Below are 23,112 nucleotides of genomic sequence, written 5' to 3'. Positions count from 1 at the left end.
TTATTTCTCCTCTTTTAATTAAGAATGTTTAATGATTTTACTTAAGAAATCTTGTGCACGTTGATTTTCTGTATGAGAAAAGAATGCGTCAGGAGTGCCTGATTCAACGATGGAACCTTTGTCCATAAATATAATACGATCAGCTACAGATCTAGCAAATCCCATTTCATGAGTCACAACAACCATGGTTATGTTCAATTGAGATAAATCAATCATTACATCTAATACTTCCTGAATCATCTCAGGATCCAATGCTGAAGTCGGCTCATCAAACAGTATAACTTCAGGATGCATATTTAACGCTCTTGCAATCGCTACACGTTGCTGTTGACCACCAGATAATTGAGCGGGGTACGCATGAGCCTTATCTTCAAGACCTACACGTTTTAAATATTTCATCCCGGATTCTTCAGCTTGCTTTCTATCCACCTTTTGAACTTTAATTGGAGCTAAAGTCACATTTTCTAAAATTGTTTTGTGTGAGTATAAATTAAAATTTTGAAAAACCATAGCAACTTTTTGTCGCACTTTTTGAACAGGTGCGTTTTTTTGAGTTAAATCAACATTATATACTTGAGCGATGCCATCAGTAATTTCTTCTAAACGATTCATACAGCGTATTAATGTGCTCTTTCCAGAACCTGAGGGTCCAATAATAACTACTTTTTCCCCTTCTTCAATATCCAAATCAATATTTTTTAATACATGGTTCTCTCCAAAGTACTTATTTACGCCTTTCATATGTATCATTCTCTCACATCCTTTCTTCTATCACTTAAAAGCTTAATTAGAAGATTATCATAATAAAAAGAATAAAACTAGTATTATTTTTACTTTTATTTAATGTTATTTTAAATTTATCACAAAAATTACATCATTTATGAATGGTCTTTAATTACGTCAGATGATAGATAATCTAACATAAACAAAATATTTTTCTGTTTTAAATCAATCACCATAAAACATGTTAAAACATCCATAAATAAACATTCTTAACCTGAATCCTTCAAATAAACTTAAACAAAGTAAAACAAATCTTGTAACTAAAATGTTAGGTTTTCTAAACAATACAGCTTTTTAACTATACAAATGTTAGGTTAGCTATTTACAAAAAAATAAAAAAAATTTACGCATATAAAATACGTAAATTTTAATTCTTATTTATTTTTAATCTTTATTATCAATTCTAAAACTCTCTGCTAATAATTTTAATGCCCTTTTTCGAGCTTTAATATTTGGCATGAGAGGAATAATCAGTATTTCATCTGCTTCAAATTGAGAAATCAAAAAATCTAACTGTTTTTTTACAGAATCAATATCACCTACAATCATCCGAGAACGATTTTCCTTAATCATTTTTAAGTCTTCATCTGAAAAAACATAGCTTCTTGCAGTTTCTATTGAAGGAAAGTGTTTAAATTCCATAAAATGATTTTTTCCAAGTAGCCAAATATCAAGTGCTTTAGTTAATTCTTCTGCTTCATCATTAGTATCTGCAACAACGACAAATGGAGAGAACATTACTACTGGTTCATTTAACGAATTCGAAGCTTTGAATTCATTTCTGTAAATCTCAGAAGCTTCTTTACCAATACTCACTTTATCCGAACTAGCATTAGGGAATAAACCAAATGTTAATCCTAAACCTAGATTCGCAGCATTTTTTGCTCCTCGTTTACTTGTAGTTAACTGAAACATCTGTGGCACAGTACTCACTTTTGGATTAGCAGCAATACTATTTAAACGATGCTCTGAATCATCTTTATCTGTTAAATATTTATATAAATCCTGAATGCTTTGATTGTAGGGTAGTTTTCTTTCTTTAGTTTCATTTAATGCTTTATTAACTAAATTTGTTCCCAAGGAATTTCCAATACCTAAATCGATTCGATTAGGGTGAAAAGCTTCTAACATTCTAAAATTTTCCGCTACTTTATACGGACTATAATGTGGGATCATTACACCTCCAGAACCTAACCGGATTGAATGAGTCGAGTCAGCAATATGCATCATTAACATCTCAGGTGAGCTACTGGCAAAAGCAGGTACATTATGATGTTCTGCCACCCAATAGCGATTAAAACCTAAAGCTTCTGCCTCTCTTGCTAATTCAGTAGATTCTTCAAGTGCAATTTTAGCATCTTTTCCTTCATCAATTTGAGCATAGTCTAATACATTTAATTTAACCAATTTTATCTCCTCTCATGTAAACTGTTATAATATATTAATGATACTGTATCATACATAAGTTTATTTCTATAGTATTAGCTTATAATATAGTCTTCTCAAAAATCAATCTGTTACACCTAAAAGTTAGCTCTATGTTATACTACAATTATTATTCATATAAAGGAGCTCTAAAATGTACATTATTGAACATATACGAGAGGGAGTTGAGGTTTTAGATCACGCTACCCAATTAGCAATGCACATATACGCATTAGAAAATATTAAATTAGATGAATCATTAGTTTTTCCTTATAGACCAAGTGCTTCGGTTCAAATAGGTAAATACCAGAATACGATCGAAGAAGTTAATCTAGATTATGTCGCAGAGAATAATATTGATATAGTAAGAAGAGAAACTGGTGGTGGAGCTATCTATATGGATAGAAATCACGCAAATTTTGTATTTATTATTGATGATCCTTCCTCTAATTTCAATGAAAATTTTGATCGTATATATCAACCTACTATAGAAGGTTTAAAACAACTAGGAGCAACTAATGTAGCACGTCAAGGTCGAAATGACTTAGAAATAAACGGTCAAAAAGTTTCCGGTGCTGCTGTCACAATCCAAAAAAACCGCCTATATGCAGGTTATTCCCTTCTTTTAGATATTGATTTCGATGCGGTTGAAAATGCATTACGACCTAATCGTAAAAAAATTGAATCAAAAGGCATTAAATCAGTGCGTCGTCGAGTGACCCCTATTAGAGAACATCTATCTGAAAAATATAGAGATATTTCTGTGAAAGATTTTGAACAAGTTATGCTGATGCATCTATGTGGAGTGAGTCGAGTTGAAGATTTAAAATATTATCGTCTCTCAGATGAAGAATGGAAAGCAATAGACAAAATTGCGGAAGATAAATTTGCAAACTGGGAATGGAACTATGGTAAATCACCTCGCTATGAGTACAACTGTGATGGTCGATTTGAAGGAGGAACTGTATCCTTAACTCTAAGCGTTGAACAAAGTAGAATTGAGAAATGCCGTATTTATGGTGACTTTTTTGGTAAAGCTGATATACAAATTGTGGAAAAAGAGTTAATTGGTAAGCGTGTCGACCGCAATGAACTCCTATATGCACTAAGTAAATTTGAATTAAGTGAATACTTTGGGAAAATCTCAGCAGAAGAGATAGTGAATCTAGTTTTAGGACATTAACTTCATTCCATTTATTCATCAAAAAAAGCGAAATAGCCATGGCTATTTCGCTTTTTTAAAGTTAATATGTATCCTACTCTAAGAAATCTTTTAATTGCTTAGAACGGCTTGGATGGCGTAATTTACGCAATGCTTTCGCTTCAATTTGACGTATTCGTTCACGAGTAACACCAAACACTTTACCTACTTGTTCTAAAGTGCGAATATTGCCGTCATCTAAACCAAATCTTAATCGTAAAACATTCTCTTCACGATCAGTTAACGTATCTAAAACATCCTCTAATTGTTCACGTAGTAATGAACTAGATGTAAATGCTTCCGGACTCATAGCTCCTTCATCCTCGATGAAATCACCTAAATGCGAATCGTCTTCTTCACCAATTGGCGTTTCAAGTGAAACTGGCTCTTGAGCGATTTTAAGTATTTCCCGTACTTTTTCAGTAGGTAAATCCATTTCAGCACCAATTTCTTCTGGAGTGGGTTCTCTGCCTAAATCTTGTAGTAACGTTCTTTGAACTCGAACTAATTTATTAATCGTCTCAACCATATGAACTGGAATACGAATAGTTCTTGCTTGATCAGCAATAGCTCTTGTAATAGCTTGACGAATCCACCAAGTTGCATATGTAGAGAACTTAAATCCTTTATGGTAGTCAAACTTCTCTACCGCTTTCATTAATCCCATATTACCTTCTTGAATTAAATCTAGGAACGACATGCCTCGACCTACATATCGTTTTGCAATCGATACTACAAGTCGTAAGTTCGCTTCCGCTAATTCTTGCTTAGCTAAGTCATCTCCTTCTTCAATACGTTTAGCAATTGAAACCTCTTCATCTGCAGAAAGTAAGTCAACTCGCCCTATTTCTTTTAAGTACATACGAACTGGATCGCTTACTTTAATTTTAGATACTGCTGCTGAAGATGCTGTTGTTGATTTGTCTCCTTCTTCTGCACGTACCATTTGTTGTTTAGTAGGTCCGCCATCATCACCTACGACCGAAATACCACTATCTTCAACTTTTTGAATCAGCTTATCAATAGCATTTGCATCCAATTCATATGGACTAGCAATTGCTTCTGTTAATTCATCATAATGAATCTGACCCAAAATTTTCTTGTCAGTAATTAATTGCTTAGTCGCTTGGTCTAAAGTTAATGATAATTCATTACTTCTTTCTTCTTTTACATGTTCTTTTTGTGGATTCTTTTGCTCAATTGTTTTGCCATCTTGTTGTTGCTGTTGTTCTTCTTGAACTTGATCTTTTTCAGTCATATAAGTAAGCCCCCTATAATGCTTTAATTTGACGCGTTAAACTCATTATTCTTGTTAACGTTTGATTCATTTCTGAATAATTTTGTTGTTTTTGATATTGTACAACTTTTTTTCTTAATTCATTGATTTCTTGTTGAATAAATTCATGTTGGAGAACTTTAAAACAATCATCTAATATTTGACTAGTAAAGCCGAATAACTCTTGTTCCCACATTAAAGAAGTTAAAAAATGGCTTACTTGAGTGTCATTAATTCTATCAATTATACCTGTAAGAGGCAAACGATTGCCTTCGTAATAGTATCGATCTAATTCAAAGTATGCTTTACTTGCAAAGTCATGGAAAAATACAGGCGGATTATCTAATTCTTCCATATAATCCCAAGCTTCTTCAAAATAAATTAAATGAAATAGTATTTGTTTTTCACTATTATACGCTCGTTTTGATTTAATTTGTAAAGCAGAATCTTCTATTGATATTGGAACATCGTGATAACTTGGCTCTGGAGGTAAATAGTCGTTATAATGATCAACTGGCTCATTATAACTAGGTTGAATATCTCGTCCTCGATTAACTTGTTCAACTACAATTGACTCAGATAAATTATACTCTTTAACTAAATCTTGAATTCTTAGTTGTTGTTCAATTGGTGATTTAATTTGACTAATTAATTCAATAACTTTCTCAATATATTGTGCAAGTTCATACTCATTACTTAAATTGTAGTCTTTTTTGAAAAACTCACGATTAAACTCAAATTGAGAAATACTTTGATTAATTAATTGTTGAAAGCTTTCCTTACCATGTTTTTTTATCCATTCATCCGGATCCATTTTATTAGGTATATGAATTGCTTTCACTTCGATGTTAGCAATATTTTGAGCTGTTTGAAACGCTCGACTGGTTGCCTTTTGTCCCGCATCGTCCCCATCAAAAGTAAAAATTAAAGTACTAGTCATTTTACTTAATTGATTAAAATGGTCTTCTGAGAGACTAGTTCCCATTGAAGCAACAACGTTCTCATAACCTGCTTGATATAAACTAATAACGTCCATATAACCTTCGGCAATGAGAACTTTATTTTGGTTTCGTATAGGTAATCTAGCATTATCTAAATTATAAAGTAATTTACCTTTTTTAAATATACTCGTTTCAGGCGAGTTTAGATATTTAGCTGATTTCTCACTATTTTCTAGGTAAACACGACCAGAAAAAGCCACAACATCTCCCCGGCTATTACGTAAAGGGATGATGATACGATTACGAAAACGATCAATCAATTCTCCTGAATCTGTCATATAGAAAATACCTGATTCAAGCAATTGTTCAGAAGTAAATTCTGATTTTTCTAAATATTGAACCAGAAGCTGAGAATTATTCGGAGCTAACCCTATTTGAAATACTTCTAGCACTTCCTTCGTTAACTCTCGCTCAATTAGATAATTGTAAGCTTCTTCACCGTTATTCGTATTCATCAAATAATAATGATAAAAATCATTTACCTTTTCATGTATATCAAATAGATAACTATATTCTTGTTTCGTCGAAGGTTGGGATTGAATATATTTGTCATCAACCGTGATATTAGCAAACTCTGCTGCTTTGGATACTGATTCAGTAAATGAAATACCCTCAATTTCTTGAAGAAATCCGAAAATATTCCCCCCTCTACCGCAACTAAAACATTTATAAATCTGCTTAGGTTGAGATACCGAAAAAGAAGGATTTTTATCCTCATGAAAAGGACACGATGCCATATAATTTGTTCCGCGTTTATTCAATTGAACGTATTGTCCAATGAGTTCAACAATATCAACATTACTTTTTACTTCGTTGATGACTTCCTCTGGAATATAACTCAATTGAAAATCACCTCTATTATTTCTTATTAATTATTATAACCTTTATTTGGTTTAGCAATAAATAAAAGAACTGCACCAATAATGAATTGTACTATAAGTGCAAATAATCCTTTTAACGAATCACCAGTTAGTTGTGCAACAATACCTAATATTGTCGTGCCTAAAACTGATGAGAATTTCCCGAAGATATTATAAAAACCATAAAATTGATTACTTTTTTCTCTAGGTATAATTTGACCGAAGTATGATCGGCTTAATCCTTGTATTCCACCTTGTGCAGATCCTACAAGAATAGCTAAAATCATAAAGTCAGTGAATGATTCTAACCCAAGTCCAAACATACAAATAACGATATAAGTAAATATACCCACATATAGCATTGTTTTCGTGCCAAAACGCTTAGCTAATTGCCCATAAATAATTGAACATGGAAAAGCAACGATTTGAACTACTAATAACATAACAATTAATTCATTAGCAGATAAACCTAAATCAGTCCCCACCGATGTTGCCATTGCAATTATCGTTCCTACACCGTCAATATAAAAGAAATACCCAATTAAAAATATATAGATATGAGGATACTTTCCTAATTCTTTGACAGTACTTTTTAATGATTTCCAAGTAGTTGATATAATACCTTCAGTTTTTTCTAAATAGCTAACTTGATTAACGTTTTTCCAATATGGAATAGTAAAAAAGAACCACCAAGCTGCTGTAAGAAAAAAACCAATATTAACTGTTACATTTGCTGGTAAAACACCTGTTAATTGAAAGACCATAAATATTAAAAATGGAAAGACACTTCCGATATAACCTAAGCCAAATCCGGTAGAACTAACCTGGTCTAACCTTTCGGGTGTGGTAACATCCATAATTGAACTATCATAAAATATATTCGCTACATGGAACCCAAACGAAGATATAGCATATACAATCAAGAGTAAAAGCCAATTATCATTTCCTATAAATATCATTGAAAATACAGCCAAAATTCCAAGTAATGTTGAAATAGTAAATATTGGTTTTCGATAACCTTTATAATCGGCACTTGTCCCAAGAAATGGAGCTAAAACAGCCGTTAAAACAGTAGCTATTGCATTCGTATATCCAAGATAAGCAGTTGAATCAGGTCCGCTTATACCAGCGGATTCAGCAACCGATTTATAGAAGATTGGAAATATAGCCGTCGTTATCATAAGTGAGTAAGCGGAGTTTGCCCAGTCTTGGAACATCCAACTCCACTCTTCTTTATTAAACTGACTTCTTAAATGTTTTAGCATATGGTTCTCCTGTTCATTTTGTTAGTTTACTTGATCTTCAATAACTTCCCAAATCTCTTCTTTTCCTTCACCTGTTTCAGAAGAAAATAGAAATAAAGCATCACTACTTGGTAAATCTAACTTTTTAGTAAACATTGATATATGCTTATTTCGTTGACTTTTTTTAATTTTGTCAACCTTTGTTAAAACAATTGCATAAGGGATATCTAATTCATCAGCAAATTCTTTCATTTGTATATCTAATTCTGTAGGTTCATGACGGAAATCCATTAATAACAAGAGTGTTTCTAAATTATCTCGATTCGTCAAATACTCACTGATCATTCGAGCCCATCTAGCACGATCTGTTTTTGATACCTTTGCGTAACCGTAACCTGGGACATCTACAAAACGGAATTTATCGTCCATATTATAGAAATTTAAAGTTTGAGTCTTACCTGGTTGTCCAGAAGTTCTAGCTAAACCTTTTCTTTCAATTAATGTATTAATAAATGATGATTTCCCAACATTTGATCGACCTGCTAAGGCAATCTCTGGCTTATCCATGGCTGGATACTGTTCTAGTTTAACTGCAGTTATTTCTAATTTTGGATTTACTAACTTCATATTTTAATGCCTCTCTTTTATGAGATTTTACGATTATCTTCATTATAGTATTCAGGTTTGTTAGCACCTTCAACATTGTCTTTTGTAATAATAATTTTTGCTATGTCTTTACGACTTGGAACTTCATACATAATTTCTAACATGACATTTTCGATAATTGATCGTAAGCCACGAGCTCCTGTACCACGTTCAAGAGCTTGTTTAGCAATTGCTTTAAGTGCCTCTACTTCAAACTCAAGTGTTACATCATCCATTAACAATTGTTTCTTATATTGTTTAACCAATGCATTCTTAGGTTCAGTTAAAATTGAGATTAAATCTTCTTCCGTTAATTTCTCTAATGCAGCGGTAACTGGAATACGTCCGATAAATTCAGGTATCAAACCAAATTTAAGTAAGTCTTCAGATGTTACTTGTTGCATTAAACTCTTAGTTTCGTCTACTTTTCCAGTAGTTTTACCGAATCCAATAACTTTACTACCTAATCTTTCTTTCACAATTGTTTCAATTCCATCGAATGCTCCACCAACAATAAACAAGATGTTTTTAGTATCTAATTTTAAGAATTCTTGGTTAGGATGTTTGCGACCACCTTTAGGCGGAATGTTTGCTTCAGTACCTTCTAATATTTTCAGTAAAGCTTGTTGCACACCTTCACCACTTACATCTCTTGTTATTGAAACATTCTCACTTTTTCTTGAAATTTTATCAATTTCATCAATGTAAATAATACCCTTTTCAGCACGTTCGATATCGTAATCAGCTGCTTGAACTAATTTTAATAACACATTTTCAACATCTTCACCGACATAACCGGCTTCTGTCAATGTAGTAGCATCCGCAATTGCAAAAGGTACATTTAACGTTTTTGCCATTGTCTGAGCTAGGAATGTTTTACCAGATCCTGTTGGTCCGATTAAAGCTATGTTACTTTTTTGTAACTCAACGTCATCTTCGTCCATCATATTCTGATTGATTCGCTTATAATGATTATAAACAGCAACCGAAAGTGATTTTTTCGCTGCATCTTGTCCTATAACATAATCATCTAAAACATCTTTAATTTCGCTTGGAATTAACATTTTCACAGGTTCATGAGTCCGTTCATTTTTTAGCTCTTCATCGATGATATTCTTACATAATTCGACACACTCATCACAAATGTATACATCTGGTCCTGCAACAATTTTATTTACCTCGTCTTGTGATTTCCCACAAAATGAACAGTAGAAATTTGTCATATCTGATGGTTTTTTTGCCATTTATTATCCTCCTTAATTTTCTCTTTTGATGTAAATAACATCAAAAGAGGGATGCAAAGAAGCCCTATACTAAACACTAGTGACTCTTGCAATCCCTCTATAATATTAATCTTTAGCTATAACTATCTTATTTTTCTTCTGCAGAGTCAACGATAATGCTCATTGCTTTCTTCATCTTGATATCTGAATCTAACATATCGTCCGATACAAATCCACGAACTTGGTCAGCTTCCATACCATATTGCTCAGCAAGAGATTTTACTTCTTCTTCTTTTTCGTTGTCGCTCACTTCAAGATTTTCAGCTTTTACGATTGCTTCTAAAACTAAGTTAGTCTTAGTACGTAATTCAGCTTCTTCTTCGAATTGATCATGTAAGTCTTGTGAAGTAGTACCAGTAATTTGGTAGTACATTTCTGGTTCAATACCTTGACGACTTAAATTGTTTAAGAAGTAATCCATTTGACGGTGAATTTCATCATGAACCATTGCCCATGGAACTCCGCCATCAACTTCTGCATTGTCAACAGCTTGACGTAAAGCTAAGTCTTCAAAGACTTCTTTAGCCGCTTGTTGTTTTTCTTCTTCTAACTGAACACGGATTTTGTTTTCTAATTCTGATAACGATTCAACTTCTTCGTCAACGTCTTTAGCAAATTCATCATCTAATTCAGGTAATTCAGTCGCTTTAACTTCATGAACTGTCACTTTAAACACAGCTTCTTTACCAGCTAATTCTTCTGCTTGGTATTCTTCTGGGAAAGTAACATTTACTTCAACGTTATCGCCCGCTTTAGTTCCAACTAATTGTTCCTCAAATCCAGGGATAAATGAATTTGAACCTAATTCTAACGAATGATTTTCTGCTTTACCGCCATCGAAAGCTTCAGTATCTACGAAACCTTCATAATCGATTACAACAGTATCACCTTCAGCAGCTTCAGACTCTTTAACTACTAATTCTGCTAATTTTTCTTGACGAGATTTAATTGCATTCTCTACGTCTTCATCAGTTACTTCAGTATCTTGTTTTTCAACTGAAAGACCTTTATATTCACCTAATTTAACTTCTGGTTTTAATGAAACTTCTGCTTTCATAACCCAAGGTTCATTTTTACCGATAGTTTCAATATCAAGTTTTGGTTGTCCAACGATATCAAGTCCTGATTCTTTAACAGCAGCTTCATAAGCATCTGGTAATACAGCGTTTAGAGCTTCATCATATAAAGCCTCTTCACCGTAAACGTTGTTAAAAATCTGACGTGGAACTTTCCCTTTACGGAAACCTGGAACTGATACAGTTTTTTGTACTTTTTTAAAGGCTTGGTTCAATCCTTTTTTTACTTCCTCTTGAGGAATTTCAAAAGTTAATGTACCTTCATTGCCTGTTGTTTTTTCAAAATTTGTAGTCATTATGTTAACCCTCCAACACTTCTTGTTTTACATACCTTTGTATTCTAACTGAAAATAGCCATTTTGTAAACAGTTTTACTCAACTATTCGTACAGTTATAGCATATGCATGTAGTTTTTCAATATAATATCACATATAATTCATAATTCAACACTATTCATATGGTAAGATACTAAATATGTTTATGAATAGTATGATATTTTTTTCAATTGGATTAAATTTATATTTTATCTCTATTTTACCTATCTAACAGATTAATAATTAGTTATAATGAAAAATAGTGATAAGGAGTGACGTAATGGTGAAGTACCCTATGGGCCATGGCCCACGAAAACAAATTAAACTAAAAAAAAATAAAAAAGTTAATTACGGAAGTCGAGGTATGTCTCTTGAGGACCGCTTAAATAAAAGTAATGAATATTACCAAACTCATAATATTGCAGTTATTCATAAAAAACCTACCCCTGTTCAGGTCGTTCGTGTTGATTATCCTAAACGAAGCGCTGCTCGAATCACTGAAGCATACTATCGTCATGCTTCGACAACGGATTATAATGGTGTATATCAAGGTTATTACGTTGACTTTGAAGCAAAGGAAACAAAAAATAAAACGAGTTTTCCTTTATCTAACTTACCCGACCATCAAAGAGAACATATGATGTCATGTATTGACCAAGGTGGGATTGCTTTTTTAATTATATCATTTAGTGAACTAGATGAAATTTATTTGCTTCCTTATCAAATGATTCATCAATATATAAAAAATAATGACAAACAAAGTTTAACATATGATTTTATCAATGAATTTGGATACAAGTGCCCTACCGGCATCTTCCCGATGGTTGATTACTTAGATGCTCTCGATAAATATTTATTGAATAAAAATTAAAGTTACTTTGTAGAAAGGAAGTCTTATATGGCAACTGGAAGTCGTGTAGAACGAAAAAAATATAGAAGAAAAAAAGGTGAGCCAAAAAATAGCCCTAAAAGAAAACCTAAAAAAATAGTGAAACGTATTTTTATTTTACTAATCATGCTATTTTTTATTGCTGTTATTGGCGGTGCGGGAGTTTTCGGATATTATGCAATGAACTCGCCTGAAATTACAGTCACCGATTTACAAGGTCAAGTTTCGAGTAAGATATATGACCAGTCTGGTAATTTAATTAAAGAATTAGGTGGCCAAAATAAAGATATTATGGAACCTTCTGAAATACCTCAAGTATTAGAAGACGCAGTTATTGCTATAGAAGATACAAGATTTTACAATCATAATGGTGTGGATCCAATACGTATAGTCGGTTCTCTAATCGCAAACCTTCGGGCTGGAGGTATTGTACAAGGTGGTAGCACGATAACCCAACAACTAGTTAAGTTATCTGTCTTCTCAACTGACTTTCAAGATCAAACATTAGAACGTAAATCTCAGGAAGCTTGGCTTTCAATGCAAATAGAGCAAGAATACAGCAAAGAGGAAATTTTAACACTGTATTTGAATAAATTGTTCTATTCTAATAATGTCTATGGTGCAAAAACTGCCGCTAAAGAGTTTTTCGGGAAAGATATTCAAGATATCACTCTCTCTGAAGCCGCCCTCTTAGCAGGAATTCCACAGGCTCCATCTACTTATGATCCATACACAAATCCCAAAGACGCTAAAGAACGTCGGGATTTAGTCTTAGGAGTTATGTTAGATCGTGAGATGATTTCTCAACAACAACATGATGAAGCTGTTAATACTTCAATCGAATCAATGTTAGTTGAACTGTCAGATAACTCTCTGAACAAAAGAGATTTAGTTATTGATGCATATTTGGATGTTGTAGCTCAAGAAGTTCAAGATAAGATAAATATCAATATTTATACTGACGGTGTTGAAGTTTATACAAACATGGATTATCAGGCACAAGAAAAACTATATGATACTGTTAACGACAACGATGCTGTCGTCTTCCCAGATGATCAAATGCAAACTGCTGCCTCAATAATTGATGTTGATAACGGACAATTAGTAGCTGTTATCGGGGGTCGTAAGCAAGAAGTTGCAATGGGATTAAACCGTGCAAATACATTAAACCGTTCAATTGGTTCGACGATGAAACCTCTTTCTGCATATGGACCAGCTATAGAATATCTAAACTTCTCAACTGGAACCTTAGTAGTTGATGAACCGTATACATACTCAAGCGGACTTGATTTCTATAACTTTGACTTTGACTATAAAGGCAATATGACACTGCGTGAAGCTTTAGCAGGATCTCGTAACGTACCTGCTGTAAAACTTCTGCAAGCTGTTGGTTTAGATAATGCATATGCATTCTTACAAAAGTTGGATATAAATATAAAAAATGATCAGCAACGAGAGCTTGTAGAAGCAAATGCACTCGGTGGTGAAGTGACACCTATCCAATTATCAGCCGCATATGCCGCTATAGCGAATTACGGTGAGTACAACAAACCCTATACTGTTAACCGTGTTGTTACTTCTGCTGGAACGGAAGAAACTTTCGAAACTGAATCACGCCAAGCAATGAAAGAGACAACTGCTTACATGTTAACGGATATATTAAAAGGTGTACCTGGCGTATTTGCAAGTAGCTCAGATATTGAAGGTATTTATCATGCTGGTAAAACTGGCACAACAAACTATACAGATGACGAGCTTGATGGACTAGGTATTGATCAAGGAACTTATGCTGCTCCAGATGGTTGGTATGTTGGGATGACGCCTCAATATGCAATTAGTTCATGGGTTGGTTACGATAATCGTAATGAGCCTGGTAATTACTTAACTTTAGAGGATACTGCTATACCCCAACATATATATCGTGAAATGATGACTTACTTAATGTCTGATATCCCGATAACTGACTGGGAGAAGCCTGATAATATTGTTCAAGTTGAAATCGAAAAATATACTGATCCAATTCTATTACCTGGACCTTACACTCCAGCTGAAGCAAGATCAAATGAATTATTTATTACAGGGCAAGAGCCAACGCAACAATCATTAGCCTATGGTCGATATGTAAATCCACCTACAGGATTTTATGCTGAATATGATCAAGATAACCAAGTAATTAATGCTCAATGGGGCCCAATTACAGATTCTGGTCAGTTTGAGTTGTCAGTGAATGGTCAAGTTGTCTATACCGGAACCAACACTGCCTTTCAAATTCCTGCCGCAAGCGATGGTGAGTATATCTTAAGACTACGCATCGTCGACGGTAATAGTAGTTCTGATGTGATGGTAATTACACTTACATTAACGACTCAAGAAGATTCTTCTGAAGAAGAATCTGAGAGTGAAGATGAAACGACTTCATCCGAGGATGAATCTGAGTTACCTCCTCCGGACGAAAATAATCCAGACCAAAATGGAAATGACATACCGAATAGTGAAGAAAATCCAAATATGTTCGGTGCAGAATCCTTACCACAAAATAGTTCTTGGTAAAAAAAGAGTGAATGAGATTAAATAAAAATCTCATTCACTCTTTTTTATTTACGGTGAAATCCAAAGACCAATTTGTTGATCTGATTGATAGATAGAATTTGCTTTATCAGCATCATTGACCTCAAGGTCTTTTAAACTCCGTGGAACAATGTAAGACTCTAAAAATATGGATGAAGGAGTAATAAACCCAATTGATTCAAACTGATTGTCAGTTAGATGATACTGAACACCAATACGCTGTGGTGCCTCGGCTTGATCCGAAAAACTTAAAAGACGTTGAGATGTATAATATACATCCCCATTTATTTCAACATAGTAATATGTACCGTCACTCCCCTTGTATTCAATTTCTTCACTTAATTGTTCTGATTTATAAAAAGGTAACGGTTCAAAATAATCTTTCATGTAACCTTGTTTATAAAGTGATAATTCTGAGTAAGAATATGGAAAATCAAAAAATATCTTTTTCTCAAACGTTCGGTTTGTTGCGTTTATGTAGCTATTTTGTTGAATCATCTCTTGATGCTTATCGTAACCTCGTGTAACAAAAATTCCAGTTACAATCCACACAATTAAAGTTACAACTACAATAACCTGGACAGCTCTTTTTTTGATATAAGATATTGAAGCAAAAAATATAATACCTAAAAAACAACTAAGTGCTACAAATATCCACATATCATTGAAATAAAATTGTTCCATCTCTAACCATTGTTCAAACATTTTTAATCACCAATCCTAAAGTCTTCTAATTTATGTAGTATATAATAATAACTATATGCTATAATAATGTACATGATAGTTATAAGGAGTTAATTCATGAAAAGTAGTTATTCTAATAATAACGCAAGAAGACTTGTTATTCTAGGTATATTTATTGCATTGATTATAATTCAAAGCTGGGTACCATTCCTTGGTTTTATTACAATTGGCCCTATCGCTATGACGATTATTCCAATTACTGTTATACTAAGTACTCTTTGGCTTGGCACAAAAGATGGTGCGATCTTAGGCTTAGTATTTGGCTTAAACTCTTTAGTAAGAGCCTGGTTAATTGGCAACCCTGTCGAGCGTATGATTTTTACATCACCTTTAGTGAGTGTATTACCTCGAATTTTAATGCCTATACTATTAGGTTTAATCATTAAGTATATTCTAAAACACTTATCCGCCCCCACTAAAGGAGCTATTGCTGGCTTTCTTGGTAGTTTATTAAATACAGTATTAGTTCTTGGTGCAATTGGTATTTTTAAACCAACTGAATACATTGGCGCTATCGAGGGTGCAAATGTAAATCAATTATGGCCCATCTTATGGGGTATTGTTACTGCAAATGGAGTGCCTGAAGCAATTCTTGCGACTATAGTTACTCCAATAATATATGTTGCTGTAAACCGATCAAGACGACAATAAAAAAAGACCCTTCAAAGTTTTCATCACTTTGAAAGGTCTTTTTTTATACTTCCTCTAAATATTCAATACACTTTTTACTTCTAGCAGTACAATAATATCTTCCGAATAAAACAAGTAACTGATGTGCGTGACTCCAGTATTCTTCAGGTAATTTTTCCATCAAAATTTTCTCTACTTGAAGTGGTGTGGCGTCCTTAGGCACTATATTTAATCTTTTGCACACTCGTTCGACATGTGTGTCCACAGCTATTGCTGGTGTATCGAAAATAACTGATAAGACTACATTTGCCGTTTTACGACCTACTCCCGAAAGTGATACCAAATCTTTACGATTATTAGGTATCTCACCTTGGAAATTATTAACAATATCAGCTGCTGCACTAACCATATATTTAGCCTTGTTTCGGTATAATCCTAAAGTCTTAATATAAGATTCAATCTCTTGAGCAGAAGCTTGACTCATTGTCTCAGCATCTGGATAAGCTTCAAATAATGCTGGTGCTATCTTATTTACTTGCTTATCTGTTGACTGAGCGCTTAACATAACGGCAATTAACATATGGAATGGATCTTTATAATCTAGTTCAGATTTTGCATCAGGGATTAAGCGATCCATACGGTGTATAATATCTAGTACTTCTTCTGAATTTAAAGTCATTCTGTCTTCTCCTATTAATTGTCATCCCAGTAGTTAAGTGGTATTTCGATATGTTCATATTGTGAATCGTTTATCATTTGTGAATTGTTTTGATTATTTCTGCTTTCAAATCTCTCAATTTCTCTTTGAGCTTCATTAACTGTACGTATATTTTTCTTTTCCCAATTAAGTAAAATTCGATCAATATACTTTAAACTCAAAGCTTGATTTAAAACAGCTTGTCTTAAAGCCAGTTGAACAAGTTTTTCATCATACTTTGATATATTGACCCAATCGTTTAATGTTTCTAATTCAATCTGAGTTAATTGTCGCCCGAATTCTTGCTCAAAAGACGTTACAATATTTAGCCCCTCATTAGATGGTAATTTTTTTGTGTTTGGAATACTTTGTGTGCTTTGAGCACTTTGTTGGAAATTAATTTCATCTAACTTATCGAACAATGGGCGTAAAGTATAATGGTCTGCTTGCTTACCTTCTTTATTAGGCACTAATTCTATTTGCAGATAATCTTTATTCATTAGTTGACTTAAATTGTCGCTAACTTTATGACTACTCCATCCTAGATCACTTGAAGTGCGAGTCATGTCTTCGGATGATTTTCCTCGATTGATTTGTGAGAAAATATACAATAGCAGTACCATTTCATCCCCTGAAAGTTCAAGTTGATGAAATTGATCTAATAAAATATTAGGTACTGATGTAAAACCATCTTTTATCCAGTCATATGCAGTACTTCTCATATTCTATCCTCCCTTCCAGTAGATAATTATCCTTATAAATGCATAAAAGCCATCTAAAATGGCTTTTATTAATAATATTAACTTTTTATGGATATAAACGATTTAATAATCTTGGGAACGGAGCTGTTTCTCTTATATGTTCAATTCCAGATAACCAAGCAACTACACGTTCAAGACCCATACCAAATCCACTGTGAGGAACACTTCCGTAACGAGAAATATCTAGATACCATTTATAAGCATCTAAATCTAACCCAAAATTAATGATATTTTCTTTCATAGTCTCATAATTACTTTCACGTTCTGATCCACCAATAATTTCACCATATCCTTCTGGTGCAATCATATCAGCACATAGTACTGTACGAGGATCTTCAGGGTTTATTTTCATGTAGAAAGGTTTTATTGCTTTTGGATAATTAACTATAAAGATTGGACGCTCATACTTGCTTGCGATAAAAGTTTCATGTGGCGAACCAAAATCATCTCCCCACTCAATATCTTCAAATCCATTCGCAGTTAATAGTTCAATTGCGTCCGTATAAGATACACGAGGGTAAGGTAATTTTGTATATTCTTCTAATAATGCTACATCACGTTCCAATGTACTTAAAGCTGAACTACAGTTATCAATCACACTACGGACTACAAATGCCACATATTGTTCTTGAACTTGTAAGCTTTCCTCATGATTGTAATTTGCCATCTCTGGTTCCATCATCCAAAATTCAATTAGATGGCGTCGAGTTTTTGATTTTTCCGCTCTAAAAGTAGGTCCAAATGAAAACACTTTACCAAAAGCCATTGCAGCAGCTTCTAAATATAATTGACCACTTTGTGACAAGAAAGCATCTTCTTCGAAATATTTCGTATGGAATAACTCAGTCGTTCCTTCTGGTGAGCTACCAGTTAAGATTGGTGGGTCCACTTTGATGAATCCACGGTCATTATAAAATTCATAAGTAGCACGGATAATTTCATTACGAATTTGCATAATAGCATGTTGTTTAGATGATCGTAACCATAAGTGGCGGTGATCCATCAAGAAATCAGTTCCATGTTCTTTAGGTGTTATAGGATAATCATTACTCTCCCCAATAACTTTAATAGATTCGACTAATAATTCATAACCTAAACTTGAACGATCATCTGTTTGAATAATTCCTGTTAATTCCACACTTGTTTCTTGACCTAAATGCTTAACTAATTCAAACGTTTCTTCTCCCACTTGATTCTTAAGTACAACCCCTTGGAAGTATTCATGTCCATCACGTAATTGTAAAAAAGCTATTTTACCACTACTTCTTTTGTTAGTAACCCATGCATGGATTGTAACTTGTTTTTCAACATAGTCGCTTGCTTGACGCATTGTAATTGTATCCACAATATTCCTCCTAAAATTCTTAAATATTTGCGATGGTTTGTATCCATTCGCCATTTGACGCATTAATATAATAATACGAAAGTGTATTGTTTTCAGCTTTAAAAGAAATCTCCCAAACTGGATGGTTATCTAACATCCCTAAACGGGGTTGTAATAACTTAGTTGGTTCATTTTCACTGAGTGTGATCGATAAGGCATCTTGATGAGATATTAAATCTTGAGAAGTATAGTAAGCAATATCTCCTCCGTCTTGCGTAACAATTGCATACATTTGATTACCTTCATCGTCTGTAAAATCCAGTGTAAAGTATGATTCATTAATAGTTACCCAATAAAAATCATTTACTTTTTCGACATTGTAGTCTAGCTCAACTAATTCAACAGTTTCCTCTTGAGCTTGTACCATTGCCCCCGTACTTTGAGAAAATATAAATAATAATGCAACAAGTATAATTAACAAAATAGCTGTTAATCCTGATACAACTTTACGGTTCAACGATAAGCCTCCTTTCGATAGTTAATCCTAAATTCACGACCGTTATATAATAACATATAATTGGATTAAATTGAATATACTCATTAATTCACTTTAATTTATTATATTAAATTCAATCATAGAATTTAATTGATCTAGTATTTCTTTTGTGTAGTATTTTGTATATAATCGCTTGTCCAAAATATAAAGTTTTTCATTCGAATAATTTAAACTTATAAAGTTAACAACATTTTTTATACGTTGAATCATTTGTGGTAAAAGTATGTCATCAAATAATTCTGTGTGAGTTTTTATTTTCTTTAAATAATGATATTTAGCCTGGATTTTAGTTTCACTTGGTGATTGAAAAGGTAAATTGTATAAGAGCACAGATGTGTCTACTTCACTATCCCCCCAGAGAAGTTCAGTGAAGCTCCGTTCCTTAAGGATTACTACAACTTTTTCAGTTTCATGGATTCTTCTTCGAATACGATTTAGACTTCCAGTAATTGACTCTGCTAAAATATGATAATCTTCTGATATCTCTTCTGTTTGGATTAACTTATGAAAAACATCCGAAACTAAAAATTGATTTGGCATAATTATAATTATTTTATTCCCTAATAACGCCCTGTCATTTATTATAAACTCGGTTAAGTCTTCGATTCGCTCCGAATTTTCATTACCTTGAATAAACTCAATTGGATGATTTAAAATATGTTTATTTTCAGTATATAAAGTCGGTAGTTTCACATATTCAAATGATGAATCTAATTGAATCCAATTAGAATCACCAGTCATTCGTGGATTATAATAGTTTCCTGAACTGATTAACAAGACTCTTTTCATCTCCATCAGCCAACTTAAGTACCCTTTTTGAATTAGTATTGGTTTGACTTGAATAGAAATATTATAAAATTTATTATTAACTCGAGTAGCAGTAATAGTCATATAATTTTTTTCATCAACCATCAATTTCATTTTTGTAAGTTGATCAATGAAGCGATGAAGTGGTAAAGTTTTTCCTTGAATCATCTTTAGTTTATCTGACTCTAAAGTTAATTGGTTATAAAATTCAATTAATTTAGTTAATATTTTATTTGAATATTTTATAATTTTGTTTGCTTCATTTGTTCCTATTTCAAGATAGGCATTAATATTTTCTTGTTGAATTGTTTTATCAAACGCTTCTTCTTTCAAAATGTTACTAATAATAGAGATAACTTTACTGCTAAGATCTCTAATAATCTGAATTTCATTACTTAAGTGTAGTATATATTGGTTATCATTGTATGCTTGTTGCATATCATCATAAATTGATAATAATTGGTTATTTAAATCACTCAGTTCTATATTACTTTGATGAATAAACCTCGCAGAATCAATAAAAGAATTAATATTCGCAACAATTAAGTGTCGATTGTACAAATATTCGGTCTGATTTCTAGATTTTAATACCATACTATGTAAATTAGCATCGTAAGTTATTATAATTTTAGCTTGTTTGGCATTTTCTTTTACTTTATGAAAATTTGAATGATTTTTAGTAATTAAATCATTAGACTGATGTTTATTTAACAATGTTCTAATTGATAATTCTTTATTTATTTCACTAAAATCTCCAAATTTTGATAATGATTGCCAATGAATTGACGCAGCTATCACTAATAATTCTTGTTGATTATTACGTTTAAAATTATAGTTATTAATATAATTTTCAAAAGCTTTTTCATGTAAATAATTTGATTGTGACTTCAACAATGCAACATCTTTTAGCTGTGTATTATTTTGAATTGATTCAATCCAATAATTAGATTCATCTAACGTAGGAAAAGACAATAAATATTGTTCTTTATTAAGAACACTTTCATTAAAAATGAGATCATACGGAATAGGACGATTATTATCCTCTAGTATCATGTATGAATGTTTTTTCCAATTTTCAGAAATATAATCAGAAAGAGTTTGATTTGTTATTTTTTTAGTAGAATCAGATATTTCTTCATCATTAAACTGTATCTTGTCACTTAACTCTTCTTTAAGTACAAATTTCTGAGGGTTCGTAAAAAACTCCATTTCATTATGTCTTAAATGCTCTAAAAAAGGTTCCATTCTATTCAGAGTTTCTTGAGGAATATTCATCGCTATCTCAGCTAAATTACTAACAATATCGGCAGTAATCAACGCATCAGAAAAAGCATCATGAGCCTCACTATATTCCAAATTAAAATGTCGACTCAAATCTGTTAAATTAAACCCAATTGCAGTAGGTACAATTATTTTTGATAGCACTACAGAATCAAGTGCGACTGGGTTAAACTCTAACTCGAATCTCTCAAAGCTTTCTTTAAGAATACGTAAATCAAAACCTAAATTATGAGCAATAAAAACACAATCTTTTAATCTTTCATGCCACAGTGTTGCCACACTATTAAACTGTGGTGCATTAACCACATCTTTTTCATTTATACCTGTCAGCTTAGCAATATGTTCAGGAATCGCACGATTAGGATTGATTAACATTGAATATGTGTTGACAATATTGCCTTCAGATATAATAATTGCTCCAATCTGAATAATACGGTCTCCCTCATCAATATTTGGACCAGTTGTTTCAATATCAACTATCGCAATTTTATTTTTCAATTTAGGCATTTAAACACTCCTAATCTTTATTGCCACTTTTATTTATGTACGCTTCAATCATACTATATTTATTTTCTAATTTCTTTTCAATAATTAAAGTTTCAATTTTATCTAGCCAAGCGCCAATCTCTGGTCCACCTTTTTTTAGATTAAGTATTTTAATAATGTCTTTACCATTTACTGATATATCTTTTTTACTTTTAATTGGTAATTCATTGTACAATTTTTCAACAATCGGTTTTTCGATTAATTGACTTTGTAAAAAGAATGTCTCAACCATTTTTACGATAGGATAATCATATGAATAGACAATCCAATTCGTGACTTGCTCATTTTTAACGTAATCAAACAATTGAATCATTTGAATAACATCATTAATAAATGAATTACTATGAGTCCATTCCTTCAAAAATTTCCGGATATCTCCGACATTAGTAATATCCATATGCTTCAACATTCTCGCCCATAACAACCGTTCATCGCGAAGTGAATCGTTTATACGACTAAAATCTTCACTTAATTTTGTCATAACGTAACGTGCACTTTCAATCGTGAACCCTGGCAAGTATTCCGCTAAGCCACTATCAACAAATAGTTGTGCTTCATTAGTAAAATGTTTCCCTAGTAGAAACTTACTGAATTCAATTCGACTTCTTTCGATAGAAATATGTTGTAAATTTGCTTTTAGTTTTTTTATAGCATTAAAAGATTGATCTTCTATTTTGAATCCCAGTTGGGAAGCAAAACGAATAGCTCTCATCATTCTTAATGCGTCTTCTAAGAAGCGTTCAAGCGGATTGCCTACACAACGTATAAGATGTTCATTTAAGTCTTTAACTCCTCCGTGGTAGTCATACAGTTCGCCCTGACGACTAATAGCCATTGCATTAATAGTAAAATCACGTCTTAAAGTATCTTCGCGTAAATTTCTTACAAAGTTTACTTCATCTGGACGACGGAAATCAGTATAGTCTCCCTCAGTTCGGAATGTTGTTATTTCATAAGGCTCACCGTCTACTACTACTACTATAGTGCCATGTTCTTTACCAACATCAAATGTTATTGGGAATAATGCTTCAATTTCTTCAGGTCGAGCGCTACTTGCAATATCTATATCATTAATCTTTTTCTTTAATAATGTGTCTCTTACACAACCACCAACAAAATAAGCCTCATATCCATGAGACTCAATTTGGTCTAATACTGGGATTGCTTCTTGAAATAATGAATCTTTCAGTGATACAAACAT

The 23,112-nt window shown here is 32.7% G+C and carries 19 protein-coding genes; 4 read left to right on the top strand and 15 right to left on the bottom strand.

Translation table 11 applies throughout. From position 1 onward, the window contains the following. Nucleotides 1-18 precede the first annotated feature (18 nt). Together HYQ40_00900 and HYQ40_00895 are read right to left on the bottom strand one after the other, a co-directional pair. Nucleotides 19-750 carry an amino acid ABC transporter ATP-binding protein gene (locus HYQ40_00900; GenBank protein ID MBZ6526314.1) on the bottom strand — a complete coding sequence of 244 codons (732 nt, stop codon included), beginning with the start codon at nucleotides 748-750 and terminating at the stop codon, nucleotides 19-21. Nucleotides 751-1,167: 417 nt separating this feature from the next. Continuing rightward, complete coding sequence (locus HYQ40_00895; protein ID MBZ6526313.1) at nucleotides 1,168-2,190, bottom strand: LLM class flavin-dependent oxidoreductase; 1,023 nt, start codon at nucleotides 2,188-2,190, stop codon at nucleotides 1,168-1,170. A gap of 172 nt (nucleotides 2,191-2,362) precedes the next feature. On the opposite strand from HYQ40_00895, the gene HYQ40_00890 reads away from it, so the two are divergent. Then, nucleotides 2,363-3,391 carry a lipoate--protein ligase gene (locus HYQ40_00890; GenBank protein ID MBZ6526312.1) on the top strand — a complete coding sequence of 343 codons (1,029 nt, stop codon included), beginning with the start codon at nucleotides 2,363-2,365 and terminating at the stop codon, nucleotides 3,389-3,391. 73 nt (nucleotides 3,392-3,464) lie between these two features. Here HYQ40_00890 and rpoD read toward each other — a convergent pair whose 3' ends face one another. The 6 genes from rpoD to HYQ40_00860 form a co-directional block, all read right to left on the bottom strand. Further along, a complete protein-coding gene (gene rpoD, locus HYQ40_00885) occupies nucleotides 3,465-4,610 on the bottom strand; it encodes an RNA polymerase sigma factor RpoD (GenBank protein ID MBZ6526311.1) in 1,146 nt (381 codons plus the stop codon). A gap of 70 nt (nucleotides 4,611-4,680) precedes the next feature. Further along, complete coding sequence (dnaG, locus tag HYQ40_00880; GenBank protein ID MBZ6526310.1) at nucleotides 4,681-6,528, bottom strand: DNA primase; 1,848 nt, start codon at nucleotides 6,526-6,528, stop codon at nucleotides 4,681-4,683. 26 nt (nucleotides 6,529-6,554) lie between these two features. Continuing rightward, nucleotides 6,555-7,811 (bottom strand): MFS transporter, encoded by a 1,257-nt coding sequence (locus tag HYQ40_00875; GenBank protein MBZ6526309.1) that lies wholly within the window; start codon nucleotides 7,809-7,811, stop codon nucleotides 6,555-6,557. Nucleotides 7,812-7,832: 21 nt separating this feature from the next. Further along, entirely contained in the window at nucleotides 7,833-8,417 is a 585-nt protein-coding gene (locus HYQ40_00870) for a YihA family ribosome biogenesis GTP-binding protein (protein MBZ6526308.1), read from the bottom strand. A gap of 17 nt (nucleotides 8,418-8,434) precedes the next feature. Then, nucleotides 8,435-9,679 (bottom strand): ATP-dependent Clp protease ATP-binding subunit ClpX, encoded by a 1,245-nt coding sequence (gene clpX, locus HYQ40_00865; protein MBZ6526307.1) that lies wholly within the window; start codon nucleotides 9,677-9,679, stop codon nucleotides 8,435-8,437. A gap of 127 nt (nucleotides 9,680-9,806) precedes the next feature. After that, a complete protein-coding gene (locus HYQ40_00860; protein MBZ6526306.1) occupies nucleotides 9,807-11,090 on the bottom strand; it encodes a trigger factor in 1,284 nt (427 codons plus the stop codon). A gap of 298 nt (nucleotides 11,091-11,388) precedes the next feature. Between HYQ40_00860 and recU the strand changes: the two genes are divergently transcribed. After that, nucleotides 11,389-11,979 (top strand): Holliday junction resolvase RecU, encoded by a 591-nt coding sequence (gene recU, locus HYQ40_00855; protein ID MBZ6526305.1) that lies wholly within the window; start codon nucleotides 11,389-11,391, stop codon nucleotides 11,977-11,979. Between the two features lie 27 nt (nucleotides 11,980-12,006). Next, nucleotides 12,007-14,547: a PBP1A family penicillin-binding protein gene (locus HYQ40_00850; GenBank protein ID MBZ6526304.1), complete on the top strand. Its 2,541-nt coding sequence runs from the start codon at nucleotides 12,007-12,009 to the stop codon at nucleotides 14,545-14,547. Nucleotides 14,548-14,595: 48 nt separating this feature from the next. On the opposite strand, the gene HYQ40_00845 is transcribed toward HYQ40_00850, so the two are convergent. Then, nucleotides 14,596-15,270 (bottom strand): hypothetical protein, encoded by a 675-nt coding sequence (locus HYQ40_00845; protein ID MBZ6526303.1) that lies wholly within the window; start codon nucleotides 15,268-15,270, stop codon nucleotides 14,596-14,598. A 96-nt stretch (nucleotides 15,271-15,366) separates the two neighbouring features. Between HYQ40_00845 and HYQ40_00840 the strand changes: the two genes are divergently transcribed. After that, on the top strand, nucleotides 15,367-15,960 hold the full coding sequence (locus HYQ40_00840; GenBank protein MBZ6526302.1) for an ECF transporter S component: 594 nt from the start codon (nucleotides 15,367-15,369) through the stop codon (nucleotides 15,958-15,960). Nucleotides 15,961-16,003: 43 nt separating this feature from the next. Here the strand turns inward: HYQ40_00840 and nth are convergent, their stop codons facing one another. The 6 genes from nth to HYQ40_00810 all read right to left on the bottom strand — a co-directional run bounded on the left by nth (nucleotide 16,004) and on the right by HYQ40_00810 (nucleotide 23,112). Beyond that, nucleotides 16,004-16,618 carry an endonuclease III gene (gene nth / locus HYQ40_00835; protein ID MBZ6526301.1) on the bottom strand — a complete coding sequence of 205 codons (615 nt, stop codon included), beginning with the start codon at nucleotides 16,616-16,618 and terminating at the stop codon, nucleotides 16,004-16,006. 14 nt (nucleotides 16,619-16,632) lie between these two features. Next, nucleotides 16,633-17,358, bottom strand: a complete 726-nt coding sequence (locus HYQ40_00830) for a DnaD domain protein (GenBank protein ID MBZ6526300.1) — start codon at nucleotides 17,356-17,358, stop codon at nucleotides 16,633-16,635. 85 nt (nucleotides 17,359-17,443) lie between these two features. Further along, nucleotides 17,444-18,742, bottom strand: a complete 1,299-nt coding sequence (asnS, locus tag HYQ40_00825) for an asparagine--tRNA ligase (protein MBZ6526299.1) — start codon at nucleotides 18,740-18,742, stop codon at nucleotides 17,444-17,446. 19 nt (nucleotides 18,743-18,761) lie between these two features. Beyond that, complete coding sequence (locus HYQ40_00820; GenBank protein ID MBZ6526298.1) at nucleotides 18,762-19,238, bottom strand: PepSY domain-containing protein; 477 nt, start codon at nucleotides 19,236-19,238, stop codon at nucleotides 18,762-18,764. A gap of 93 nt (nucleotides 19,239-19,331) precedes the next feature. Continuing rightward, the gene (locus HYQ40_00815) at nucleotides 19,332-21,872 is read right to left on the bottom strand and encodes a hypothetical protein (protein ID MBZ6526297.1); all 2,541 of its coding nucleotides are present in this window, start codon (nucleotides 21,870-21,872) and stop codon (nucleotides 19,332-19,334) included. Nucleotides 21,873-21,882: 10 nt separating this feature from the next. Further along, complete coding sequence (locus HYQ40_00810) at nucleotides 21,883-23,112, bottom strand: CCA tRNA nucleotidyltransferase (protein ID MBZ6526296.1); 1,230 nt, start codon at nucleotides 23,110-23,112, stop codon at nucleotides 21,883-21,885.

The sequence above is a fragment of the Aerococcaceae bacterium DSM 111021 genome (genome assembly GCA_020112395.1).
In the GTDB taxonomy this organism is placed as follows: domain Bacteria; phylum Bacillota; class Bacilli; order Lactobacillales; family Aerococcaceae; genus Ruoffia.
This window is presented reverse-complemented; position numbering and strand designations above follow the sequence as displayed.